The sequence below is a fragment of the Dyadobacter luteus genome (assembly GCF_003383615.1).
In the GTDB taxonomy this organism is placed as follows: Bacteria; Bacteroidota; Bacteroidia; order Cytophagales; family Spirosomataceae; genus Dyadobacter; species Dyadobacter luteus.
In genome coordinates this window covers 52,776-74,999 of the sequence record NZ_QNUL01000020.1, presented here as the reverse complement: position 1 = coordinate 74,999, position 22,224 = coordinate 52,776, and the positions used below count along the sequence as shown (strand labels likewise).

Annotated in this window: 23 protein-coding genes and 1 tRNA gene; 8 read left to right on the top strand and 16 right to left on the bottom strand. The window is 43.0% G+C overall.

Features of this window, described 5'->3' with window-relative positions; all coding sequences use genetic code 11:
- Nucleotides 1-2 precede the first annotated feature (2 nt).
- The gene (locus DSL64_RS20755) at nt 3-359 is read left to right on the top strand and encodes a DUF983 domain-containing protein (protein ID WP_115832853.1); all 357 of its coding nucleotides are present in this window, start codon (nt 3-5) and stop codon (nt 357-359) included.
- A 65-nt stretch (nt 360-424) separates the two neighbouring features.
- Here the strand turns inward: DSL64_RS20755 and DSL64_RS20750 are convergent, their stop codons facing one another.
- Nucleotides 425-952 carry a Crp/Fnr family transcriptional regulator gene (locus DSL64_RS20750; RefSeq protein WP_115832852.1) on the bottom strand — a complete coding sequence of 176 codons (528 nt, stop codon included), beginning with the start codon at nt 950-952 and terminating at the stop codon, nt 425-427.
- 722 nt (nt 953-1,674) lie between these two features.
- On the opposite strand from DSL64_RS20750, the gene DSL64_RS20745 reads away from it, so the two are divergent.
- Nucleotides 1,675-1,974: a YciI family protein gene (locus tag DSL64_RS20745; RefSeq protein ID WP_115832851.1), complete on the top strand. Its 300-nt coding sequence runs from the start codon at nt 1,675-1,677 to the stop codon at nt 1,972-1,974.
- 52 nt (nt 1,975-2,026) lie between these two features.
- Here DSL64_RS20745 and DSL64_RS20740 read toward each other — a convergent pair whose 3' ends face one another.
- Together DSL64_RS20740 and DSL64_RS20735 are read right to left on the bottom strand one after the other, a co-directional pair.
- Nucleotides 2,027-2,545: a DinB family protein gene (locus DSL64_RS20740; protein ID WP_115832850.1), complete on the bottom strand. Its 519-nt coding sequence runs from the start codon at nt 2,543-2,545 to the stop codon at nt 2,027-2,029.
- A gap of 89 nt (nt 2,546-2,634) precedes the next feature.
- Entirely contained in the window at nt 2,635-3,501 is an 867-nt protein-coding gene (locus tag DSL64_RS20735; RefSeq protein ID WP_115832849.1) for a lysophospholipid acyltransferase family protein, read from the bottom strand.
- A 467-nt stretch (nt 3,502-3,968) separates the two neighbouring features.
- Between DSL64_RS20735 and DSL64_RS20730 the strand changes: the two genes are divergently transcribed.
- On the top strand, nt 3,969-4,754 hold the full coding sequence (locus DSL64_RS20730; RefSeq protein WP_115832848.1) for a murein L,D-transpeptidase catalytic domain family protein: 786 nt from the start codon (nt 3,969-3,971) through the stop codon (nt 4,752-4,754).
- Here DSL64_RS20730 and DSL64_RS20725 read toward each other — a convergent pair.
- The 4 genes from DSL64_RS20725 to hflX all read right to left on the bottom strand — a co-directional run bounded on the left by DSL64_RS20725 (nt 4,712) and on the right by hflX (nt 9,311).
- Nucleotides 4,712-5,809 carry a L,D-transpeptidase family protein gene (locus tag DSL64_RS20725; protein WP_229217168.1) on the bottom strand — a complete coding sequence of 366 codons (1,098 nt, stop codon included), beginning with the start codon at nt 5,807-5,809 and terminating at the stop codon, nt 4,712-4,714. The two genes, DSL64_RS20730 and DSL64_RS20725, sit on opposite strands and share 43 nt — an antisense overlap.
- Before the next feature lie 322 nt (nt 5,810-6,131).
- On the bottom strand, nt 6,132-6,779 hold the full coding sequence (locus DSL64_RS20720; RefSeq protein WP_115832846.1) for a LuxR C-terminal-related transcriptional regulator: 648 nt from the start codon (nt 6,777-6,779) through the stop codon (nt 6,132-6,134).
- A gap of 871 nt (nt 6,780-7,650) precedes the next feature.
- Nucleotides 7,651-7,722, bottom strand: a tRNA-Arg gene (locus DSL64_RS20715).
- 344 nt (nt 7,723-8,066) lie between these two features.
- Nucleotides 8,067-9,311: a GTPase HflX gene (gene hflX, locus DSL64_RS20710; protein WP_115832845.1), complete on the bottom strand. Its 1,245-nt coding sequence runs from the start codon at nt 9,309-9,311 to the stop codon at nt 8,067-8,069.
- 322 nt (nt 9,312-9,633) lie between these two features.
- On the opposite strand from hflX, the gene DSL64_RS20705 reads away from it, so the two are divergent.
- From DSL64_RS20705 to DSL64_RS20685, 5 genes are all read left to right on the top strand, one after another.
- Nucleotides 9,634-11,019 (top strand): MATE family efflux transporter, encoded by a 1,386-nt coding sequence (locus DSL64_RS20705; RefSeq protein WP_115832844.1) that lies wholly within the window; start codon nt 9,634-9,636, stop codon nt 11,017-11,019.
- Between the two features lie 245 nt (nt 11,020-11,264).
- Nucleotides 11,265-12,083: a CPBP family intramembrane glutamic endopeptidase gene (locus DSL64_RS20700; RefSeq protein ID WP_115832843.1), complete on the top strand. Its 819-nt coding sequence runs from the start codon at nt 11,265-11,267 to the stop codon at nt 12,081-12,083.
- Nucleotides 12,084-12,103: 20 nt separating this feature from the next.
- The gene (locus DSL64_RS20695; protein WP_115832842.1) at nt 12,104-13,489 is read left to right on the top strand and encodes an MBL fold metallo-hydrolase; all 1,386 of its coding nucleotides are present in this window, start codon (nt 12,104-12,106) and stop codon (nt 13,487-13,489) included.
- 22 nt (nt 13,490-13,511) lie between these two features.
- Nucleotides 13,512-14,087 carry a YeeE/YedE family protein gene (locus DSL64_RS20690; protein ID WP_115832841.1) on the top strand — a complete coding sequence of 192 codons (576 nt, stop codon included), beginning with the start codon at nt 13,512-13,514 and terminating at the stop codon, nt 14,085-14,087.
- A gap of 69 nt (nt 14,088-14,156) precedes the next feature.
- A complete protein-coding gene (locus DSL64_RS20685; RefSeq protein WP_229217170.1) occupies nt 14,157-14,597 on the top strand; it encodes a DUF6691 family protein in 441 nt (146 codons plus the stop codon).
- Here DSL64_RS20685 and DSL64_RS20680 read toward each other — a convergent pair whose 3' ends face one another.
- The 9 genes from DSL64_RS20680 to DSL64_RS20640 all read right to left on the bottom strand — a co-directional run bounded on the left by DSL64_RS20680 (nt 14,598) and on the right by DSL64_RS20640 (nt 22,114).
- The gene (locus DSL64_RS20680; RefSeq protein WP_115832839.1) at nt 14,598-15,341 is read right to left on the bottom strand and encodes a class I SAM-dependent methyltransferase; all 744 of its coding nucleotides are present in this window, start codon (nt 15,339-15,341) and stop codon (nt 14,598-14,600) included. It abuts the gene before it with no gap.
- A gap of 80 nt (nt 15,342-15,421) precedes the next feature.
- Nucleotides 15,422-15,781, bottom strand: coding sequence for an energy transducer TonB (locus DSL64_RS20675; RefSeq protein ID WP_158547956.1), 360 nt, complete (start codon nt 15,779-15,781; stop codon nt 15,422-15,424).
- A 520-nt stretch (nt 15,782-16,301) separates the two neighbouring features.
- Nucleotides 16,302-17,687 carry a hypothetical protein gene (locus DSL64_RS20670; protein ID WP_115832837.1) on the bottom strand — a complete coding sequence of 462 codons (1,386 nt, stop codon included), beginning with the start codon at nt 17,685-17,687 and terminating at the stop codon, nt 16,302-16,304.
- 18 nt (nt 17,688-17,705) lie between these two features.
- Nucleotides 17,706-18,047, bottom strand: coding sequence for a heavy-metal-associated domain-containing protein (locus tag DSL64_RS20665; RefSeq protein ID WP_115832836.1), 342 nt, complete (start codon nt 18,045-18,047; stop codon nt 17,706-17,708).
- A gap of 27 nt (nt 18,048-18,074) precedes the next feature.
- The gene (locus DSL64_RS20660) at nt 18,075-18,311 is read right to left on the bottom strand and encodes a heavy metal-binding domain-containing protein (protein ID WP_115832835.1); all 237 of its coding nucleotides are present in this window, start codon (nt 18,309-18,311) and stop codon (nt 18,075-18,077) included.
- 27 nt (nt 18,312-18,338) lie between these two features.
- The gene (locus DSL64_RS20655) at nt 18,339-18,920 is read right to left on the bottom strand and encodes a helix-turn-helix transcriptional regulator (protein ID WP_115832834.1); all 582 of its coding nucleotides are present in this window, start codon (nt 18,918-18,920) and stop codon (nt 18,339-18,341) included.
- Between the two features lie 117 nt (nt 18,921-19,037).
- Nucleotides 19,038-21,269: a TonB-dependent receptor gene (locus DSL64_RS20650; RefSeq protein WP_115832833.1), complete on the bottom strand. Its 2,232-nt coding sequence runs from the start codon at nt 21,267-21,269 to the stop codon at nt 19,038-19,040.
- A gap of 86 nt (nt 21,270-21,355) precedes the next feature.
- The gene (locus tag DSL64_RS20645; RefSeq protein ID WP_115832832.1) at nt 21,356-21,817 is read right to left on the bottom strand and encodes an HYC_CC_PP family protein; all 462 of its coding nucleotides are present in this window, start codon (nt 21,815-21,817) and stop codon (nt 21,356-21,358) included.
- Between the two features lie 87 nt (nt 21,818-21,904).
- On the bottom strand, nt 21,905-22,114 hold the full coding sequence (locus tag DSL64_RS20640) for a heavy-metal-associated domain-containing protein (RefSeq protein WP_115832831.1): 210 nt from the start codon (nt 22,112-22,114) through the stop codon (nt 21,905-21,907).
- Between the last annotated feature and the right edge of the window lie 110 nt (nt 22,115-22,224).

Here is a 22,224-nt window from a genome sequence, read left to right as displayed (position 1 = left end):
GTATGTCGAAATTGTATAGCATTAGCCGACTAAAATGTCCCCGCTGCCATAAAGGAGATCTGTTTATCAAATCCAATCCATATAGTTTTAAGGGAGCGCTGGATATGCCGGATCGGTGTCCGAAATGTGATCAGGATTTCAAGATGGAGCCTGGCTTCTACATTGGAGCCTTGTGGACCAGCTTTCCAATTGTGATCATCATCATGGCCCTGCTTTCCATTTTGTTGCTCGTGTATGTACGCATGGATATGAACTTGTTTTTTGTAGTTATCACACTCCTGCTTTTTTCTCTGCAACCGATCATCATCAGGGTGGCGCGAGCTATATGGATTAACATATTTGTCGATTACCAGAACTAGCTCTCCATCCCTTATTTACTGTAGTTATCAGTGGATTTCCAGGTATAACAAGTAATGTTTAAGAATTACTCCTGATCTTCAAAAATCAAATCCTTTCCATGATGCTCGGCAGCATTTTTTTTCAAACGACTTAGCGTTTCAGGTGTGATAGAAAGATATGAAGCAATATCCTTTTGCGTGAAATAGGAAATGTGCTCACCATATTGTTCAATGAATTGACGATATCTGTCTTTGGCCGAATGACACAATAAAGACCTGAGCCTTTGTTCATATTTGATGAGCGTGGCTGCATAATTCCCGACATGCATACTACGAACTTCCGGAAATTCATCCATCAGATCAGTGAAGTTGGTCTGCTCAATATAAATCGTGGTAACGGGAGTGACAGCCTCAAAAATAAGCCACTCATCAGCAGGAATAGATGCAGGATCTACATTTGTAATCCCCTCTCCTTCGCCAAAGTACATGGAGCTTATTTTTTCATTATTATATTTAAATGAAGTCTTCACAACACCTTTTACGATAAAGTAAAGATTATTATCGCTACCGCCCTGCTCAAAAAGTATCTCTCTTGGATATACCGTTCTGATCATACATTTCTGTAGTATCCTCAGCAAAACAGTCTCTGATAACTCCCCAAGTACCCTGTGGTGTTTTAAATGTGATAGAAAATGAATCATGTAGTTTAATTATGCCAGCATCTCACAAATCAAAATAGAAATAATTAACCACTATTTAGTAGTAAACTGAGAATTCATAACAGTACTATTTATCTCTCAGGCAAATTTAAGTCATATTTTATCCAAAGTTGATATTTATCAAGTATAGAAGAATTAATTCTTGAAATGAAGCACAAAACCGTAGAATTTTGTAGCAAAACTTTCATCAGCATAAAGAACATAAGTAACGACCCATTACATTCTTAATTAATTCCGGAATGCAATGTAGTTCTCAACGGACATTTAGCTATACCACACTACCTCTTTTCCCCACTTCATTAACAAACTAAATAATCTCACCGGTCTGCATGCGACAGCAGGCTGAACGGAAAATGCACAACGCCAATCCCGAAACTTCCCAATATTACGTATCGCTCAATTCCGTTTAGACCTCCAAAAAGCGTTCAAACCGGCAGCCTCCGGTCTGCATGCGATAGCAGGCTGAACGGAAACTGCAAAACACCAATCCCAAAACTCCCCACTGTCAGTATCACTCAATTCCGTTTAGACCGCCGAAAAGGCGTGCAAACCAGCAGCGCACACGGCAGCTGGAATGATTGTTTTTGACATCATACAGAAACAAAAGACTAACTACCATGTTCATCATTGATATCAACTATACTGCTTCCCTTGAAGAAATTGATAAGCACATGTTCGATCATGTCAGATACCTTCAGCAACACTATGAGAATGACATTTTCATAGCGTCAGGCAGAAAAGTACCTCGTACCGGAGGCATTATACTGTGTGTAGCCGATGATGAAAAAGAGGTGAACAGGATTATCAATGACGATCCGTTCTTCATTCATAAACTCGCTGAATTCAAGGTCACAGAATTTCTGACATCGCAAACGCATCCTGCTCTGGAAACTCTTCTTACCAGACCCAAAGTTTGAATAAAATCATTTCCCGGAAGTCACGGCTCGGGCGATCCATGTAAATACGCTCCTAGTCTTCTATAGCCAGGCGAATATGGGCCAGATGATGCCATACGTGCCATGCAGACATAGCCGTTGCCTGGCGCTGATCCAGCAAGATTTGCCGCACGGGATGAAAATAGGTCAATGCCTTTTCATCTTCACTTAGCGAATTGATCAGAATTACGTATCGTTTAGTGATTGATTCGAACATAGTCAGCGAATCTTCCACCGGACCATGTAAAGAATCGGTTGTACTTGCCCATGCATCCATATTGATCAAAGCCATATCGGAACCGGGTTCTGTGATGACCTTTTTCATTCTGAAATAGTGAAGCAAAGCAATATCCGCGACGTGGTGTATCAGCTGGCGGATATTCCAGCTCCCTTCCCGATAACCTTTCAACAGTGTTTCTTCCTGAAGATTTGCAACCAATTGGCGGTATTCCGACGGTGCCGAAGAAATACTCAAAATAATATTTTCAAGTTCTTCACGGGTGTACGTATGCTTTAATACAAATGGTCCGATGGGAAATTTACGATCTGTCATTGAAGATGGGAGTTGTGCCGGGCGATAAGTCTGCTATTGAATAGGCAAAGATATTAAAATCAATATGCTTTTGTTGCAACCTCATTCCCTTACGCTTTGCCTGCAACAGGCTTCCACCTCTTATGCGACCAAAGCCAATGATTCGGTGAGGCGATTATATTCTTTTCCAACATATTGTAATAGGCTTGCGTAATACTCAGGGGTTTAGCACTGGTTTGCTCATCTCCCAGAGAATGGAAGGTATATTCGTAATGAAACCTGGCTTTTTTCTGACATTCCAGAAAAAGAACCACTGAGCCAGACGCATTGGCAAGTCGCTCAGCGCCAAGCTGAACACAGGTTGATTGCCCCAGAAAATCGACAAAATACTTATTACTTCCCGGAGCCGGTCGCTGATCCGCGATAACTACGGTTATAATAGGATTTACGGCGCTCCGCATCGTAGTCAATACTCCCTTATAAAAACTATTTTTCGCAATAAGGTTAACCCCATACAAAGATCTTATTTTCAGCAACCACTTGTTGGCAAACTTTTGAGTTAATGGACTGTAAGCAGTAATGAGAGAAAATCTGGTCATTTTCGGAATATTGATGAGATATTCCCAATTCCCATAATGCGACGCCAGCGCCACGACGTTCCTCTTGTGCTCATAGAATTTTTCAACAAACTCAATATTACTATACCTGGCTAGTTTACTGCGCCCCTTACTTCCTATCAGGATAAAAAGTATAGGCTCTATGATCAGGTCACCCATATGTTTGTAATATGAGGTGGTCATTTTTCTGATTTCCCGCGCATTTTTATCAGGGAACGATGCCAGCAAATTAGCACTAACTACCTCACGGCGATACCTGAATACACGATGAAGGAAAAAATATAGCAGTGATGAGAGGGATGACGCCGTAAACAATAATGTTTTCTCGTAAATAGTTTTGGATTCTTTCGAAGCAGTCATAAGCTGATGAAGTAATGGCACTCAATATTTGGGTAAGCGCAGAATTTGCTTAAACAAAGTTGTTAGATTCTGTGCGGTTTATGAAACGGAATTATACCGAAACGGACAAAATACGGGTTGAAAAAATGACCCGATTACAGGCAAGACCTGTATGATAAGAACCTAACACAAGATACATATTTATCGTTTCTTGTTAGTTTAACACAACCTGGCTGAAATGCTATTCATGCAGTTTAAATCGCTTCAGCCATATGCTGTTCAAGCCTGTTTCACTGAGTTGGAAAACTTATTCCGGTCCGCCCTCCGGAACCATTCCACGCTAACATGCTGTTAATCATAATACCCTGGAAGACATTTCTTCCTTTTTCCGAACAACTTTAATGTAGATCAATCGTTCAACATGAACGGATCGTTCGGAATCATAGCATTTTGAACCGGAAATTCTTGTTTAATTAAACGATTCTTCAATGACAAAAGCTCAGGTAGTGTTGGTGGCGGTGGTAGTTGCGCTTAGTGCTTCATTCGGTTTCCAGAAAATTGATCATCTTTCTTATTCAAAGTCTGTTCACTCAGACACACTTCAAATTCAATCTGATTCATTAATGTCTAAGCCGGAGTGGGTCGCAGTTTACGACTCGTTGCACCTCGGTGAAAAAGGATTATCGCAGGTGGCTTTTAAGTCTGCCTGGTTTGGATTTCAGAAGATGAACCTGGCCAATCCCGTGATGGCTATCGCAGATTTCAGCCAATCTTCGCGAAATAAAAGGTTATATGTAATTGATATGATCAAAAAGAAAATTTTAATGAACACCTACGTTGCCCATGGGAGGAATTCGGGTGATGAGTTTGCAAAAAAATTTTCCAATAACAACGAATCCTACCAGTCGAGTCTGGGCTTTTACCGCACGCTTGGCACCTATATGGGTAAGCACGGACTATCTCTTCGTCTCGAAGGAATAGAAAAAGGCATCAACGACAGAGCTTTGCAACGCGCCATTGTCATGCACGGAGCCGACTATGTAAGCGAATCATTTATCAAAAACACCGGGCGCCTTGGGCGCAGTCTGGGTTGTCCTGCAGTATCTATCGCTGACAGCAAAGCGCTTATCAACCTGTTGTATAACGGAGCCGGACTATTCATCTATTCTCTTGACCAACAGTACACAAAAAAATCGCAACTACTGGCCGGACTTACCGATGATGAAGCGAATCAAACCTTAGGAACTCCTCGCCTGTATACGTCATCAAAATAGATCAGATCACCTTTTTCGTTACAGTCTGCCCCAAGGTAAAATAAGAAAACAGGAATTCGTTTCTGAAGTTTATGCCATTTGGGAGGCGTACTCACCGTATCAGGTTCGGTAAGAAAATCACTTTTTAAAAGCTCACTACCTGCCATAAAATTGGCCAAATCGGTCGGGTGCTCCACGCGCACGCAGCCGTGGCTACGGTAACGGTTTTCACTTTTGAACAAATACCTTGCGTTAGTATCATGGAGATAAATCGCCAGTGGATTTTTGATTTCTACCTTCAAAAGTCCCAGCGAATTATCTTCCCCTGTTTCCTGGCGGAACCGATAAGGGAAGTTATCTGCCGAAAGCTCATCCCAGTCCAGTTGAGAAGGATCTACTACCTCACCCTTCTTATCAATTACTTCAATTTTATTTTTTTCGAGATAAGAGCCGTTCTGCTTTGCCTTTGGTAGTATCTCTTTGATGGCAATGCTCTTAGGCACGTTCCAGTACGGGTGCGTCACAATACTTGTTGCGTAGGTGTCGATGGTCGGTGTAGGTGTGTCTTTTTTTCCGACGATAGTACGCATTGTGATTACATCTTTACCAGCGGAATCCATTCCTGTAAGATAAGCGCCGCGAATATTCACTAGTACCAGACGGGGAGCGCCCTGCGCCTGGCGATGTACCCAACGATAAGCATTTAAACTCTCAGCGACTACAGCAGCACTATCCTTTTTCTCAGACTTAATCAATCTTGCATAATGGATTTTCAGATTACGATAAACAGGAAAAACCGGTTCAAGCTTTTCCATCGCTTTCTCCGGCGATTGCCCTTTTACAAGATCCTCCGCCACGGCGCGTAGAAGCGATGAGTCGACGCCTAACTTCTTCTCTGTATGTCTTATTGATGGTTTATGTCCATACCCTATTTCCTCCAACAATCCCCAGACCGGTGTTTTGTCTGCGGAAGCTTCGAATTTTGAGGTATTAACTCCCGAGAAATGGGCATACTCCAGTATTTTAGAATACGTCTTATCCTTGCTTAGCTCTGAAACCAGCTCTTCTTTAGTCATTTTTGCCGGATCCTTTTTACAGGACTGTATCATTACTAACGCGTAAAGAATAAGAATCGGAACATACCTGGAGCGGCCAAGGCCAGAGAACATCTGCATGCGTACAAACAATTAGTTACAAACAACATGTATGCAACTTTTATGCTAGCAGATGAAACGGGATTTCAACAGATAAAATGACTCAGAAATGCTTCTGATTGTAGAAATATCCGAACAGAGGGATTAAAAGTGTATGCAAATTCCACGTAAGGAAACTAATCCTTTCCCATATCGGACCTAAAGCAAAACGGGGCTGATCCATTGTGACTCAACCCCGGCTTTCCTAATTCATATGGCTGTACATAGATACTTTCATCTTATGTCGTAGTTCTATGACATTATGCACACCAAGTTTCGAGAAAATCTTGGATTTCATAGTACTTACGGTCGATGATTTCAGCCCAAGTTTTTCTGCGATGTTGGATGTTTTTTCACCTTCGCTCACCAGACTTGCAATTTCTGACTCCCTTGCCGACAAACTGGCATGTGTCTTAAAAGCCGGCTTATCCAGAATAAGATACTCAATGATATTCTCCTGTATCTCGCGGCAAACGTAATTTTTACCCTTCATCACCGACTCAATACAAGTGAGCAATTCCAGTTCACTATCCCCTTTTGAGAGATACCCATTCGCTCCACCTTTAATCAGATTTACCGCATTACTGTATGTAGCCGTCATATCAAACACGACAACAGGTACAGTCGGGAAAAGCTTTTTCACGTTTTTGCAGAAATTAAGCCCCCGCAATGGCTCGTTTACGAAGCCTAATCCCATGATGATCAGGTCCGGAGAGAATTTTCCCAGTTCGCCTTCGTAATCCTCCGAATGGTCTGAATCAAAAGTGGCAACACCGTCGAAGTGAAGTTCAAGCACATTTTTTAACCCTAGCCGAAAGATCACATAATCCTCTATAATGGCAATTTTTAACATAGTAAGTTGTGAATAAGTCCAATTGTGCACCTGTAAAAGAGAGGTAAGTGTCTTGAGAGAGGTAAGTGTCTTGAATGATCAAACAGTACAAATCAGCCGTTCATCTCCGCGGTCCATACGCCACTTTCACATTATTTAAATAAAGAATCTACAAATACCGTTCCTGAGAACAGGCAGTTAAATTTAAAACGAAAAGTAGGAGGTTTTTATTTAAAAATCAAAAAATAAATGATCCCAATATATTGAATTACAGATAAATACATTTACAGTACACATCGAAATAAATCGAACAGCAGAACAGGTTTGTTTAGAAAAAAAGTACGTTGGAGATTCTATATCCAGTGGATTATGGCCTGTAAATTCGTTGGCTTGGAATGGGGACAAGCGACCAGTATCAAGGTTTTTCTAAGACCTTACTCCCCTGGTGAGACGAGAAAGCCTCCGGGTCAAAAAAGCGGAGTTAACTTACTGACTTATGGTGAGATAATTTAAAAATTACGAAGGGCACATCGGATTCGAAAGCCACATGGTCTCAGCAGCCTGCCTGAAAAAAACAGAGGCACCAGATGCCGATACCCTGTTTGTATTACCTTACTCTTTAAACTTCGATAAACGAGGTTTGCACCGAAGGTAGGGCAAAAAAATAAGAGCCTCACAGAATAACGCCCACTTGCGGGTACGATCGTAGAGATTTATAATCTGAGCTGTGAATATTGCAAAAGAGGCCTATCCAAAACGGGACGAAAAAGGCGGCATTTGGTATAAAAGTAGGGAGGGGCTGATTGAATTTGATGTTGGAGATGAATAACACCGAAAGAAAAAACCTACTTATATCAGCTTATTATTAAGCCTTTATAAATAGGTTTCATCGTGACCGCGACGGGAATCGAACCCATATCTAGAGTTTAGGAAACTCCTATTCTATCCGTTGAACTACGCAGTCTTTTAAATTCATAATATCCCCGGTTACCGCGACGGGAATCGAAGGTGAATGCACCCCCAGCCATATCTAGAGTTTAGGCCGGGGTCGCGTACGAAACTCCTATTCTATCCGTTGAACTAACCAGTCGGCACTATTGGTGACCCATAGGGGAATCGAACCCTTGTTTCAACATCATTTAGACCGGGGTCGCGTACGATACTACTTATCACCAGGTGACCGTCGTATGACAATCCAATCTATCTGTTGAACATCAAGTCTTTCCTCGCTAAAAGCTGATCGCTTATAGCTCAGCCCTTTTTTTCCGGGGTGCAAAAATGCGAAATAAGCGCTTAAATTACAAACGCTTATTCTTCTACATTTTCAACGGGTGTGTAACCCAGATCCAGCCAGTTCGGATAAATCGCAAAGTGTTTTGCTTTTACCAATCTGAAAATCGCATTACGCAGCTCTTCGATATTCTCTTTTTTCTCAGCCGATACAAATACTACGTTGTCACCTTTGTCTGCGATATAGCTTCTTTTCAGCTGTTCCAACAGATCTTCGGGTGCCAATGCAGGTACCTCTTCTTCTTCCAGCTCTTCGTCATTGAAGGATGGCTTATAAAGGTCAATCTTGTTGAATACCAGAATAGTTGGCTTGTCCGCAGCACCGATTTCCACCAGTGTTTTGTTCACCACATCCAGATGCTCCTCAAACGATGCATGGGAAATATCCACCACGTGCATCAGAATGTCGGCTTCACGTACCTCATCCAATGTTGATTTGAAAGACTCAATCAGTGTAGTAGGCAACTTGCGTATAAATCCAACGGTATCTGTCAGCAAAAACGGAATGTTTTCCATGTTCACTTTGCGTACGGTGGAATCTACCGTTGCAAACAGTTTGTTTTCCGCAAATACATCTGCTTTGGAGAGGCTGCGCATCAGCGTCGATTTACCTACGTTGGTATAACCCACAATCGCCACACGTACAAGCCGGTCGCGCTCTTTTCTTCTGGTCGTACTCTGGCGGTCTACTTTTTCCAGCTTTTCTTTCAGGAAAGCAATCCTGTCTTTTACGATACGTCTATCCGTTTCAAGTTCCGTTTCCCCTGGTCCGCGCATCCCCACTCCCGCACCCGACTGGCGGCTAAGGTGAGTCCACAGACGTGTCAATCGCGGGTACATGTATTGGTACTGAGCCAGCTCCACCTGCAATTTCGACTGAGCCGTTTGTGCACGCATCGCAAATATATCCAGGATCAATAAACTCCTGTCAATTACCTTAATATCCTTAAATACTGCTTCCAGGTTACGTACCTGTGAGGGCGTCAGATCATCATCATAAATGATCATATCCACCGGATTTGCCGTCACAAAAATCAGGATTTCTTCCAGTTTCCCTTTTCCCGTATAGGTTTTGATATCGGCCCGCTCCAGATTCTGCGTGAAAGTTTTAACCGTTTTCACTTCCAGTGTGCTCGCCAGAAAGGACAGCTCATCCAGATATTCCTGGGTTTTGGCAGCCGTCTGTTTCTGTGTACTTACAGCCACCAACACTGCCGTTTCTTTTTCGACTGCGGTCGAATACAACTTCTTCTTTTCAATCATGCACTAGTCTTTATATAATTCCAAACGGCAGTACATCTGCCATTCCTCGTCTCAAAGTGTAGATTGGCAACGGTTTAAAGTCACCAAAAGTTCATAACCCTTTGTGGTGAAGGTACATTTTCCATTTTTATAAATCCAGGATTTTGTTTGAATAATTAAATACCTCTTTACTACCTTTGCCAAAATTATGAGCATCATGTCGATTCTTTGCACCGGTCATCTATAACTGACCATCTTCCTTTTCTCCGTATACCGGAGCTTTCCCTTGATAACAGTTCATACACTGTCTGTTAAAATTTACACATCTAAGCAATTTATACTAATGAAAAAGTGGTTTCAGCTACTTCGGCAGGCACTTAGTGGTTCCGAAGAGAGTTTTACTCAGGGCAGCATCAACCGCGCTATATTTCTGCTGTCCGTTCCGATGATTCTCGAAATGATCATGGAATCCCTTTTTGCGGTTGTAGATATCTTTTTTGTATCCAAAGTCAGTATTGAAGCCGTTGCTACGGTGGGACTGACCGAGTCGGTCGTGACCCTCGTCTACTCAGTGGCGATAGGGTTGAGCACGGCTGCCACTGCAACCATCGCGAGACGCATCGGAGAAAACAATGTCGCACAGGCGAGACGGGCTATCGGCCAGGTGATTTTGCTGTCACTGGCAATTTCTATTGTTATAGCCATCCTGGGTTCAGTGTTCGCCGGGGACATTCTGAGCCTCATGGGTGCAGATCCGAAAGTGATCGAAATAGGTACCACTTTTGCCAGAATACAGTTTATCAGTAGTCCTGTGGTGGTATTACTTTATTCACTCAGCGGTGCACTACGCGGAGCGGGTGCGGCTGCAACGGCGATGCGTTCGCTCATGATTGCCAACGGTTTCAATATGTTGCTTGGTCCTATGCTGATATTCGGAGTTGGGCCATTTCCAGAACTGGGTGTTACAGGTGCCGCGATTGCCACTGCTGTAGGTCGGACCATTGGTGTGAGTTACCAGCTTTACTCTTTGATTAAAGCCAATAAAATACTCGAACTGATCTGGGCCGATCTTCGTCCTCACCGCGAAACCATCAAAACAATTGTTGAAGTAGCTACCGGCGGAACGGTTCAGTTCCTGATTTCTTCTGCCAGTTGGATTTTCCTGACCCGTATTCTTGCTGAGTTCGGAAGCGACGTGGTGGCCGGTTACACCATCGCAATTCGCGTTATTATGTTCACCCTTCTGCCTGCATGGGGACTTGCCAATGCAGCGGCAACACTGGTAGGACAAAACCTGGGAGCCAACCAACCCGACCGCGCCGAAACGTCCGTATGGCGCTGTGCACTTTTCAACCTGATTTTCCTGGTTGGGTTGTCAATTCTGATGTCGATCTGGGCAGAAACAATTATTGGCTGGTTCACCACCGAAGCAGCCGCTATTGAAACCGGGAAACTGGCGCTGCGTATACTTTGTCTTGGCTTTGGCTTTTATGCCTATACCATGGTCGTGATTCAATCGCTCAACGGAGCAGGCGACACCAAAACACCAACAGTGCTCAACCTGCTTTGCTTCTGGTTTTTCCAGATTCCTCTGGCCTATTTATTGGCAGTAGTATGGAACATGGGACCGCTTGGGGTATTCATCGCCGTTCCGGCGGCAGAGGCTTTATTGGCGATACTGGGTATTTGGCGGTTCCGTCTCGGACACTGGAAATCGGTAAAGGTATAATAGCTGTTGGCAATTAGCCAATAGCTATTATACATTGAATTGATGACTATCAATATTTTACAAAAAAAATACAAACTAATTTTTCAATACTGCTTCGTCTTTAATAATGATAAAGATCAGTATCAGAGCCGAAACTTATTGAAGCTCTGTCAAGGTTTTGATTGAAGTAAATTTGGAATAGGGCCGGGTAGAAATACCCGCACCTTTATTCCTATTTTTGTTGATCACCACCATACTCAGCCGGAATGAATACAACTTTACGAACCATCTGTATTGTAGCCATTTCTTTTCTGGCATACCACATCCTGTTTCGGTACTTCGGTGAAACCAAATCGGCACTGGATACCATCACCCGGTTTGGCTTGCTCAGCTACTGCATCACCTATGCGCTTATTGGCGTACCTGTTTTTATCGGAACCTATTTTATAAAAACAAAAGCCGGTATTTTTTCGGAGTTGGGATTGTCCGGAAACGCAGGAAAAGCCTTATTACTTGCCCTGCTATTCAGTTTACCTATGTTTATCGGCGGATTTTTCTTTTTTGACTTCAATGCCAAGCAGGAAATACAGCAACTCATAGCAAGCACATTTGTGGCAGGTTTTGTGGAAGAACTTTACTTTCGCGGCTTTCTTTTCGGAGTACTGTACAGGCATAGTCGCCTGGGATTTATTCCCGCTATTATACTGGGAGCAGTTATTTTCGCATCCGGCCATTTATATCAGAGTCAGGATGCAGGAGAACTGGTGGGCATCTTCATGATCACATTCAGCGGAGCATGCCTGTTTGCGTGGTTGTATAGCGAATGGAATTACAATTTGTGGGTTCCCGTTTTTTTACATTCTCTGATGAACCTGAGCTGGTCGCTTTTTGAAATGGACCATAGTGCGTTGGGTAATGTTCCCGCAAATGTGCTCAGAGGTTGCACCATCGCACTCGCTATTGTGTTTACCATTCTATACAAGCGCCATACACATCAAAAACTAACTATCAACAGAAATACAATATTCATCAAAAAAGAAAATGATGCATTGGCTGAGTACACCACAGCCGGTCTTCAGGACTGATTTACAAACTTTTACCTTTTATGAAGATTGAACAAATATATACCGGTTGTCTGGCTCAGGGAGCTTACTTCATCGTTTCCAACGGCGAAGCTGCTGTCATTGATCCCCTGCGTGAAGTGCAGCCGTATATTCAGAAAGCAGAAAAAACAGGCGCAAAAATTAAATTCGTTTTTGAAACCCATTTTCATGCTGATTTTGTATCCGGACATATTGACCTCGCAGAGAAAACAGGCGCTGAAATTGTATACGGACCTGGTGCTCAAACCGGATTTAAGGCACATATTGCTGAAGATGGTGAAGTATTCCGTGTAGGAGATATCACGATTAAAGCGCTGCATACACCTGGCCATACATTGGAATCGACCAGCTATTTGTTGTTCGACGAAACTGAAAAACCGGTTGCTCTTTTCAGTGGTGATACGTTATTTATAGGTGATGTAGGTCGCCCCGATCTGGCACAAAAAGGTGATCTGACAATGAGTGATCTGGCCGGAATGTTATATGATAGTCTGCGTACTAAAATCATGACGCTTCCCAATGACGTGATCGTATATCCTGCACATGGTGCGGGGTCTGCCTGCGGTAAAAATATGAGCAAGGAGACTTCCGATACCCTGGGTAAACAGAAACTGTTCAATTATGCACTGAGGGCTGATATGACTAAAGAAGAGTTTGTTAAAGAAGTTACCGACGGACTCACAGAACCTCCCCAGTATTTCCCTGAGAATGTGCGGATGAACAGAGATGGTTACGAAAGTATTGATGATGTGATAGAACGTGGTGACCAGGCTCTCTCTCCTGAGGCTTTTGAAGCGAAAGCCAATCAAACCGGAGCGCTTGTATTGGATACCCGCAAAGCTTCAGCATTCGCAAATAGTTTCATACCTAACTCTATCAACATCGGAATTGATGGCGGATTTGCTCCCTGGGTTGGCGCACTTGTACCGGATTTAAAACAGCAGCTCCTTATCGTAGCCGATCCCGGAAGAGAGGAGGAAGTCGTTACCAGGCTTGCCCGTGTGGGATACGACTTTGCTATCGGCTACCTCAATGGGGGTTTTGATGCCTGGGAAAAAGCAGGAAAAGAAACGGATTCTATCATTTCTATCACAGCAGAAGAATTTGCCAGCCATTATAAAACCGGAAATATACAGGTGATTGATGTCAGAAAACCTGACGAATTCAATTCAGGTCATATTAAAGATGCCGAAAACCTGCCACTCGATTACCTGAACGACCTAATGGAAGAATTTCCGAAGGATGAAATGCTGTACATCCATTGTGCAGGCGGTTACCGCTCGATGGTGGCAGCTTCTATTCTGAAATCAAGAGGATTTGAAGATGTAGTCAACATTGAAGGCGGATATGGTGAGGTGGCCAAAACGGATGTACCTCTGGTTTCCTAAAATTGTTTAAAACGGATGCAATATGGATTTCATTGAACTTTTGCGTAAACCCTGGCCCTGGTATGTCGCCGGACCTTTGATCGGACTTACTGTTCCTGTATTGCTCCTTTTGGGCAACAAATCATTCGGAATATCTTCCTCTCTGCGACACATTTGCGCGGCTGTGATCCCTGCCAATATTCCCTTTTTTCAATACGACTGGAAAAAGGGAATATGGAATCTCTTTTTTGTAGGAGGCATTACGCTCGGAGGATTTGTTGCCACTTTCTGGCTTTCCAATCCTGACCAGATTGTCATTTCCGCATCTACTCAGCAAGCACTGGCTCAGCTCGGCGTTACCGATTTCAGAGGCTTAATGCCGCTGGACCTCTTTTCAGTCCAAAACATCCTTTCTCTGAAAGGGCTGATATTTATGGTACTGGGAGGATTTCTGGTTGGATTCGGAACACGTTATGCAGGTGGATGTACTTCCGGACACGCCATCATGGGGCTAAGTAATCTGCAATGGCCATCGCTGGTGGCTACCATCAGTTTCATGATCGGAGGATTCGCATGCACGCATTTACTATTCCCGGTTTTATTTCAACTCGTCAAGTAGTTCATCATGAAAAGTACTTATTCAGAACCAAAAAGTTTAGCAAAAACCGGACAGGATGATTTTGATGGAATGAACCAGCAGGAGAAACCGGAGAATATTTTGTCAAATATTAAATATCTGATCGTCGGTGTGCTGTTCGGTATTGTATTTGTGAAAGCCGAGATCGTTTCATGGTTCAGGATCCAGGAAATGTTCCGTTTTGATTCTTTTCACATGTATGGCGTGATTGGGTCTGCGGTATTCGTAGGATTGATTTCTGTGCAGTTGATCAAACGATTCAAAGTCAGCACGATGGATGGAGAGACTGTCAGCATCCCCGACAAAACCTTCAATAAAGGACAGATTTATGGCGGACTGCTGTTTGGTATAGGCTGGGCAATCACTGGCGCATGTCCGGGACCACTGTTTGCTCAGATCGGAAGTGGGTTTCTGGCGATCATCGTTACGCTGCTGAGCGCTATTGCAGGAACCTGGACTTACGGATTACTCAGATCCAGGCTCCCACACTGATTATGATTTTTTAGCGATCAGGTAAAGCTGTTCGTCTCCCAGCTGAAACGGATCCGCTTCCAGATTGGAAAAAGTGGCTGTGACTTCAAAGCCAGCTCTTGCCAGCATGGCACAAAGTTCAGAAAGTGTATAGATGTACTGTCTCACACAGTACGTTTTCGTTTCCGAACCTGAGATAAAAGTCTGCTCGGCTTCTATATAGCCACCTTCTGCATTGTATTCATTCTCAGCCAGGTAATAGATATCACCTTGTACCGGCATCCAGTTTCTGGTTTGAAAATGAGGTAAAATACTTTCAGCAATATGCTCGGTATGGATCGCAAAATAGCCACCCGGCAATAGTACATCCGAAACCTGCTGGATAAGCCGCTGCATATCACCACGTGGGAAGAAGCTGAAGCTATTACCGAAACAGTAAACAGAATTGAATTGCCTTGTACCAAAATCATGATCCAGCACATCATCACAAATCACCTCAATCGGCAATTTCTCTTTCCTTACCACCGCGCTTAACTCATCACAATATTCGGATGAAATATCGATGCAAGTCACATCTATACCAGCTGTTGCCAGCGGAATGGCATGTCGTCCGTAACCCGAAAGCAAATCCAGCACTTTCTGATCTTCATGCATTTCAAGCACATCTCTGAGAAAATCGACTTCGTATTCCGTGTACTCTTCGTCCTGATGAAGTTTCCAGGCGCGCTGAGGTAATCCTTTGAAATAATTATGATACCAGGCCAATGTTGTTGCTGATTAAATATGGAGCTGTAAAGGTACTGAGAAATGGGAAAAGGTGGCCTGCTCCCAAAAAGGGATGCTTATCACTCTAAACAAATTTGTAATGGAAACTTATAGATGGAAGAAACTGGCTTTCCCGAAATTTTAGCTGGTTGCCAAGCAGGCATAAGTTTAATAACTCTGACACATTCTTCGTTAAACCCAAAACCAGGGCTTTTAAGTATTCTTATATCTCTAACCTTACCGACCGAATCAATCTTCAATTGGATCCATATCGGGCCTGTTGAAACATTTGCTTTTATTGCCTCTTCAGGATATTTGAAATTTTTTCCAAAAAACATATACATCTTAGAAGTACCACCGGGAAATTCAGCTTCCACTTTATGGGGGACAGGCATTTTTTGAGCAAGACATGAAAATGATGTCAAGAGTAATAATAACATTGATAATATGTAACATACGATCAATCTCCTCCTTAACATATCTATAAAAACTTAAAGTCCGAAAGTCTTTACACCCTAAGTGTATTAATATCTCAATTCAATTACGTTGAAAAATTTCCAGATCCAAAAATAACATAGGTAAACTAAAAACAAACGTTATTAAAATCTGGCATATTAAGAACATAGTTAAAACACAACCAGTGCCAAAATCATTCGAGGGATTATTTTCCCTATGAAAAGAGCTGATTGCTAAGCTAATTACAGCCGGAATAGCAAGAATTGAAATAATTACTAAGATTGTTTTTGTTGTAGCCTGATCCCCATATCCTACCCACAAACAGCTATACGTAAAGAAAGAAGCAGTGTCCACAAAAACACATGCTAAAATCGATACTATCAAGCTATTACCTCTCAGAAAATTTAACATTGATATATATCTCTGTATATTAAAGATTAGCGTCAATCATTTATAATTCATTGTAAGAGTATTTTTTCAAATTATTACTTAAATCTATCAAATTTACATCCCCATCCTCCCCGGCGTTACCCTCAAATAAACCTGACCCGAAAGTGGCGCTGTTCCATACACTGATTTCAGGAATGGATCTGTGGCATAAATACCAATCTGCGCGCCTGCCTGCACCAGTGTATTACTGAATGAAGCGACCTGCCGGTTCAAACCCAAAGAGAACAACGACACAGGCAACACATCTTTAGCTGGAAGTTCGGACCCGATTATACCCAACTCGTTAAAGCTCTTTTGAACAAATTCATAACGACCATATACCGCCCATTTATTCAATTGCAAATTGGATTCCGCCAGCAATGAATGTTCTTTATGTCCTTCGGAACTATTGTAACCCCATACTAGCGAAGATGCCACCCATCTGTTTTGCCCCGTCAGTTTGCCCGAATGCTGTACAGAAGCAGTTGTTCGGTTTACATTATGGTCGGGATGACTGATTTCCGGACTTTTGATAAAACCGCGTGACGCTTGTAATGCCCAGTTTTTGGAAGGATTAAACAGTAAGCGATAGCTGTAAGAGTCAAAACGGGGTTTGTCAAAATTGAAACGATTTTCATCAGGCTCTCTTCCTGTAAAGCTGGAAGCTTCCAGTTTGAATTTTCCATAACGAACACCGGCTGTCACAACGCCAAAAGTAATATGCGTCGCATCCTGCCAGTGATGTCCCAATACTGCATCCGGATTATTGAAGGCAGACATCCGGTGCATAAAGGCAGTCGGCCCCAAAGCCGGTTCTCCCGGGTATCCTGCATAAATAGTCAGATCCAGTTTTTCATTAATACGTTGGGTATATCCTACTGCCAGTTCCGAGATCAAATCATGTGGATGCTGGCGATCAATTAAAGGACTGCCCTGCCAGGTTTCACCAGACTGAAACAGCAACGGATACCCCGCTCCGCCATCTGTCAAACGATCAATAGAAACCATTGCTCTGAAGGTCAGTAAACCGTTTTTCCCAACCTGCCGCTGCGCCATACCCATCACCCAGTTAGGAAAACTGAATTTTGCATCAGCTCCTTTTCTTTCACTATTGTTAAAATTCTGAGATGTATAACGCAGGAACAAGCTTCCGTGCAACATGTAATTCCATTTGTCGCTATGCTTCATGTAGGCATACATAGGCGTAGCGTCGGGCTGCCAACCTGTACCCGATCCGTTTCTGGTCATCGGTAAGCTCAGCGAAAAATTATGGGTCATGCTATGCCCGCCATTATGTTGGTGCTCATGCTTATCAGTTACTGCACTATCCGGCTTGCTATGGCCGCCATGCATGGAAGTTTTGGTAGTATCGGGTTTGCTGTGGTGCTCATGCTGCGCCGAAACAGGCAAAGCAGTGGCTAGCATACCAGCAAAAACCAGTATGTTCAGTTGCTTTTTCATAAAAAAGTCGTCTAGTTCTTAGTGTGGCGCGGCTGTTTTGCGGCAGCAGCTTGGCAGTTTATCATGCGCTTTCATATTGGCCGTCTGGTCATCCGCATCGTACCCGGTATTGATAATTGTCTCTCTGATTGCCTCAGGACTCGTTTTATTCGGATTATACTTTACCGTCACCGTTTTGTCTTTCAAATCCAGATTCGATTCTTTCACACCTTTGGAAAGACCCAAAGTACGCTCAATACGAGCTTTGCACATTTCACATACAGCTGTCGTTTTGATCTTTACGACCTTGTCTCCATCGGCCATTGCTACCTGAAAAACCATCAATATAGCAGTGGCGAATAGTGCTATTGTCTTTTTCATTTTTATATCAGTTTTAGATTCAATTGATTAATGTACGTGTCCGGTTGAGTCTGCCTCAGCCATTGCAACTTCCTGGAGCTCCATTTTGCATACAGGGCAGGATCCGGCCTGCTCGTAGGTCTTGTCCCCTTCACATTTCATGGGACAAGCATAAGCCTTTGCATGCGCGGCTTCGGTTGTTGTTTCAGACTTTTCTGTTTTTTCTGTATTTCCTGCACAGGCAGTTAGCAACAGAATCATAGAGGCATAAATCAATTTGTTCATATACATGTGGTTTAAAGTATCAATTATTTATAATGTTTTTTCTCCCACCTGATCCAGGGTTTTACGGGCAACTGTATTACTCTTTTTAAATGCTCCGGGCGTAATTCCGGTTACTTTTTTAAACTGATTACTCAAATGTGCAGCGCTGCTGTAAGATAGGCGCCATGCCATTTCGCTCAGTGATAACTCATTGTAAGAAAGCCATTCCTTCACCTTCTCCACTTTCTGCGCTATGATATATTGTTCAATCGGCTGCCCGGTTTCTGTCGAAAAAAGGTTGCTGATGTAAGAATATTCATAACCTGTTTTCATTGCCAGATAATCCGAGAAATTCATCTGATTTGGTTTGTTGCCTTTCAGATACTGTACTTCTTCAATGATGAGCGTACGGATATGCTCTACTAATGCATCCTTTTTATCGTCAAGCAATGCAAAACCGTTCCTTTCCAGTGTTTCACGTATTTCTTTCAGCTTGCCGGCATCAGGTTCTGTATCGGTCTCCACTTCTCCCAGTTCAATACTTGTCAAACCAATCCCCAGCTTTGCCATCTCTTCCTGCACCACCCTTTTGCAGCGATCACAGACCATATTTTTGATATGAAGCCTCATTTTAATGGTTAGTTGTTAATGGTTAATTATTAGTGGCTACGCTATGCGATCACCTTACCTTTCCCCCCAAACCCAACGCCCTCTGCCCTTCCCTATGCCCCTTGCCCAATGCCCTTATCACCTCGTAATCTTATAACGGAATCCGGCGTAAATCATTCGACCTGTAACAGGTCCCCATGCCATACCTGCATCAAATGCCTGATGAAACGGCTGATCGGCATGCATGATCGGATTTTTTTGCCTGAAATCGCCCAGGTTTTCTCCGCCCACATAAATGTCCCATTTCACGAATGTACGTGTGATCTGTGCATTAAGATTATAAAATGATGGTGCCATGGTTGATGTCATCTCAGGCAGAATTCCGTGCTCGGAATGCTCACCCATATCTCCCATAAAAGGAATACGCTTTTTCCCGTTCCATTGCACTGTGGCATCAAATTTCCATTTATCGTAAGGCAAGGCATAACCCGCATTGAACAAAACCCTGTCGCGGCTCACCATCATACGCGGAAGTAAAGTTTGTCCGTCGATACCGTCCATCGTTTGTTTTACATCAAACAAGCGGTACGCCAATTTTAGATCAAAACGTTTGGCAGGTACCAGATTTACTTCAGCCTGAAAACTATTGGCAAAAGCTCTTCCATTCAAATTGTAAAAAGACAAATACCTCGGGTCTTCCATATCAGCAACGAGTTGATTCTGGAAATCGGTACGGTAATAGTCCACGATCACACTCCCGGTCATTTCACCCAATTTGTATTCCTGCGTCAGGCTCGCTCCATAATTCCAGGATACTTCCGGACGAATGGATTCCTTTAACACAACTGCTCTGGAACTCACCAGATTTCCATAATATTCAGCCAACGGATTGGATACTCTGAAACCTTTTCCTGCCGAAGCCCGCAATGTGGTCTGGTCTGTAAGACTGTATTTCAAATGCAAGCGCGGCGTCCATTGCGTTCCATATAAATTATGAAAATCTACGCGACCACCGGCAACGGCAACAAACTTATCAAGGTGATTGAAAGTATATTCAAAAAACGCACCAGGTACCGATTCTTTCCTCAGTAACGGAAGCGTTTGATAGCGCTCGTTGTAGTTGTCGTACATATAGCTCAATCCCGTTTTGTAGGAGTGATTGGTACTGCCGATGATAGACTGGTAAATCAGATTTCCATAAAGCATTTCTTGTTTGCCATTGTATTTGTTCAATCCGAAATACGATTTGGAGTCATACAAAGAAGCATTCAGTACCAGACCAAGCCCTTTGTAGGGTTTGTCCGGAAAGAGGCGGGCTATTTTGGAAAACACTTCATAACGATTTACCGTTGCACCGAAACCGTAAGCTTGCGTAGTGCCTTTCATCTCACGCTGAAAATTCTGTTGCCCACCCAAACGGTCTTCGTAAAGCGCTTTCACACCAAACTGCGCCATCACTTTATCACTCTGGTATTTCCACCTGTTAATCACATTGACTTGTGAATAAAGTGGCAAATCAAGAAAACCATCTTTATTTCTATCAATACGATTCTGCAGCGTACTCCCGTGTGTCAGTAATCCCGTACTCCACTTTTCATTGATCTGATGCGCCAGATTGAGGTTTAGCTCACCTCTGCCGAAACTGTTTACATACGTATTGAGATATAATTTATCATGCGTATCAGGTTTTTGCAGTTCGACATTAATCTGTCCCGTCATCGACTCGTATCCGTTCACGACAGACCCTGCTCCTTTGCCAATATCAATAGACTGTATCCATGTTCCGGGAATAAAATTAAGCCCGAATGTAGAAGCCAAACCTCTGATTGCGGGGATATTTTCGACGTTGGTTTGGATATACGTTCCACTCAATCCCAACATCTGAATCTGTTTGGAGCCTGTTACCGCATCACTGTACGAAACAGAAACCGATGCATTTGTTTCAAAGCTTTCGGATAAGTTGCAGCAAGCCGCCTTAGCCAACGCTCTTGTCGTAATAATCTCAGTTTGATGCGGAGAAAGTCTGTCGATGGCGTTGGCGTTCCCTCTCACCACTACTTCTTTTAAAGTCTGGTCGTTGCGTAGCACAATTTCCAGTTCACTTTCCTGAGCGATTTTGATGGTATCATTGGTAAATCCTACAAAACTTACAACAAGCAAATTGGTTTGGCGCACCCTTGGAATGCTGAAACGCCCGCTCGTGTCTGTTGAAGCAGATTGTGCAGTACCTGCCCAATAGACATTGGCGCCAGTGATGGGTTTTAATGTTTTGGAAGTTGCATCCTGCTCATTTACGGAGCCGGAAATGCGCTGCGCTGTGGCAGAAAAATAACATAAGGAGAAGAATACTCCCGCTAAATATCGAATCATGTTGAATAAAATTCATGGATTAAAAGCGATTAACCATCGGGATAATCTTTTAAGATTAAACCGATTAACGACTTAAAACCAATGAATCAAATCAGGAAGGACTGGATAAAAGAGAGCATACTTCGCCCGTGGAGTCGCGAAGAAAAGGAAAGAAGATAAGTTGTATGGACGTTAGAAGGCAACGTCCACTCTGCCTGTTGAAATACGAATGAGGTCGCAGACCAGGTAATGCCTGCAAGGAGGCTTTTGATAAACTTAGCCTGAATCTGAGAAGTTTGTGAAGGCACATCTACCTTTTCAAATTTCTGGCTTTCCTTGCAGCAGTCTGTTTTCTTAAAGAATGTACCTTTGGCTTCTTTTTGCGCTTTGCTTTTTGCACAGCAGGACGAAACCTTTTTAGTACTGTCACCAACTTTCTTTTCAGTCAGCAGCTGCAATGATTTTCCCCGCATCATACACTCATGCTCAATGAACCCGAAACCGGTGCTGCTTAAAAGCACCAGCAAGGCCATAAAGACAGTGAGCGATTGACGGAGTTTCTTATTCATTGTTAGCTTTGAGCTTTTAGCGGTTGGCTATTAGCAGCAGTTTTTATGTGAATTATTTTAAACTTCACTTTACAAAAGTACTGGATGTCAATCAATTTCTTCGGCATTGTAGCCGGCTTTTTTGACAATCTCAGTTATTTCATCCGGAGACAGACTGGTTTCAACGGTCAGGATACGGTCGGCGCTTTCAAGATCTACCTGCCACTTTTCGATTTCCTGATCACCATCCAGAAACGGCGTAACGGTAGCAATACAGCCTCCGCATTTTATATTGGTCTTAAATTGTAAGGTTTCCATGTAAATTGACTGCTATTGAATATTGATAAGCAAAGGTCGGTGCGGAAGGTTCAAAAATCATTACACAATTCAAAAATGGCATTACAAAGTTTTTGGTTTTACCCTAAAAA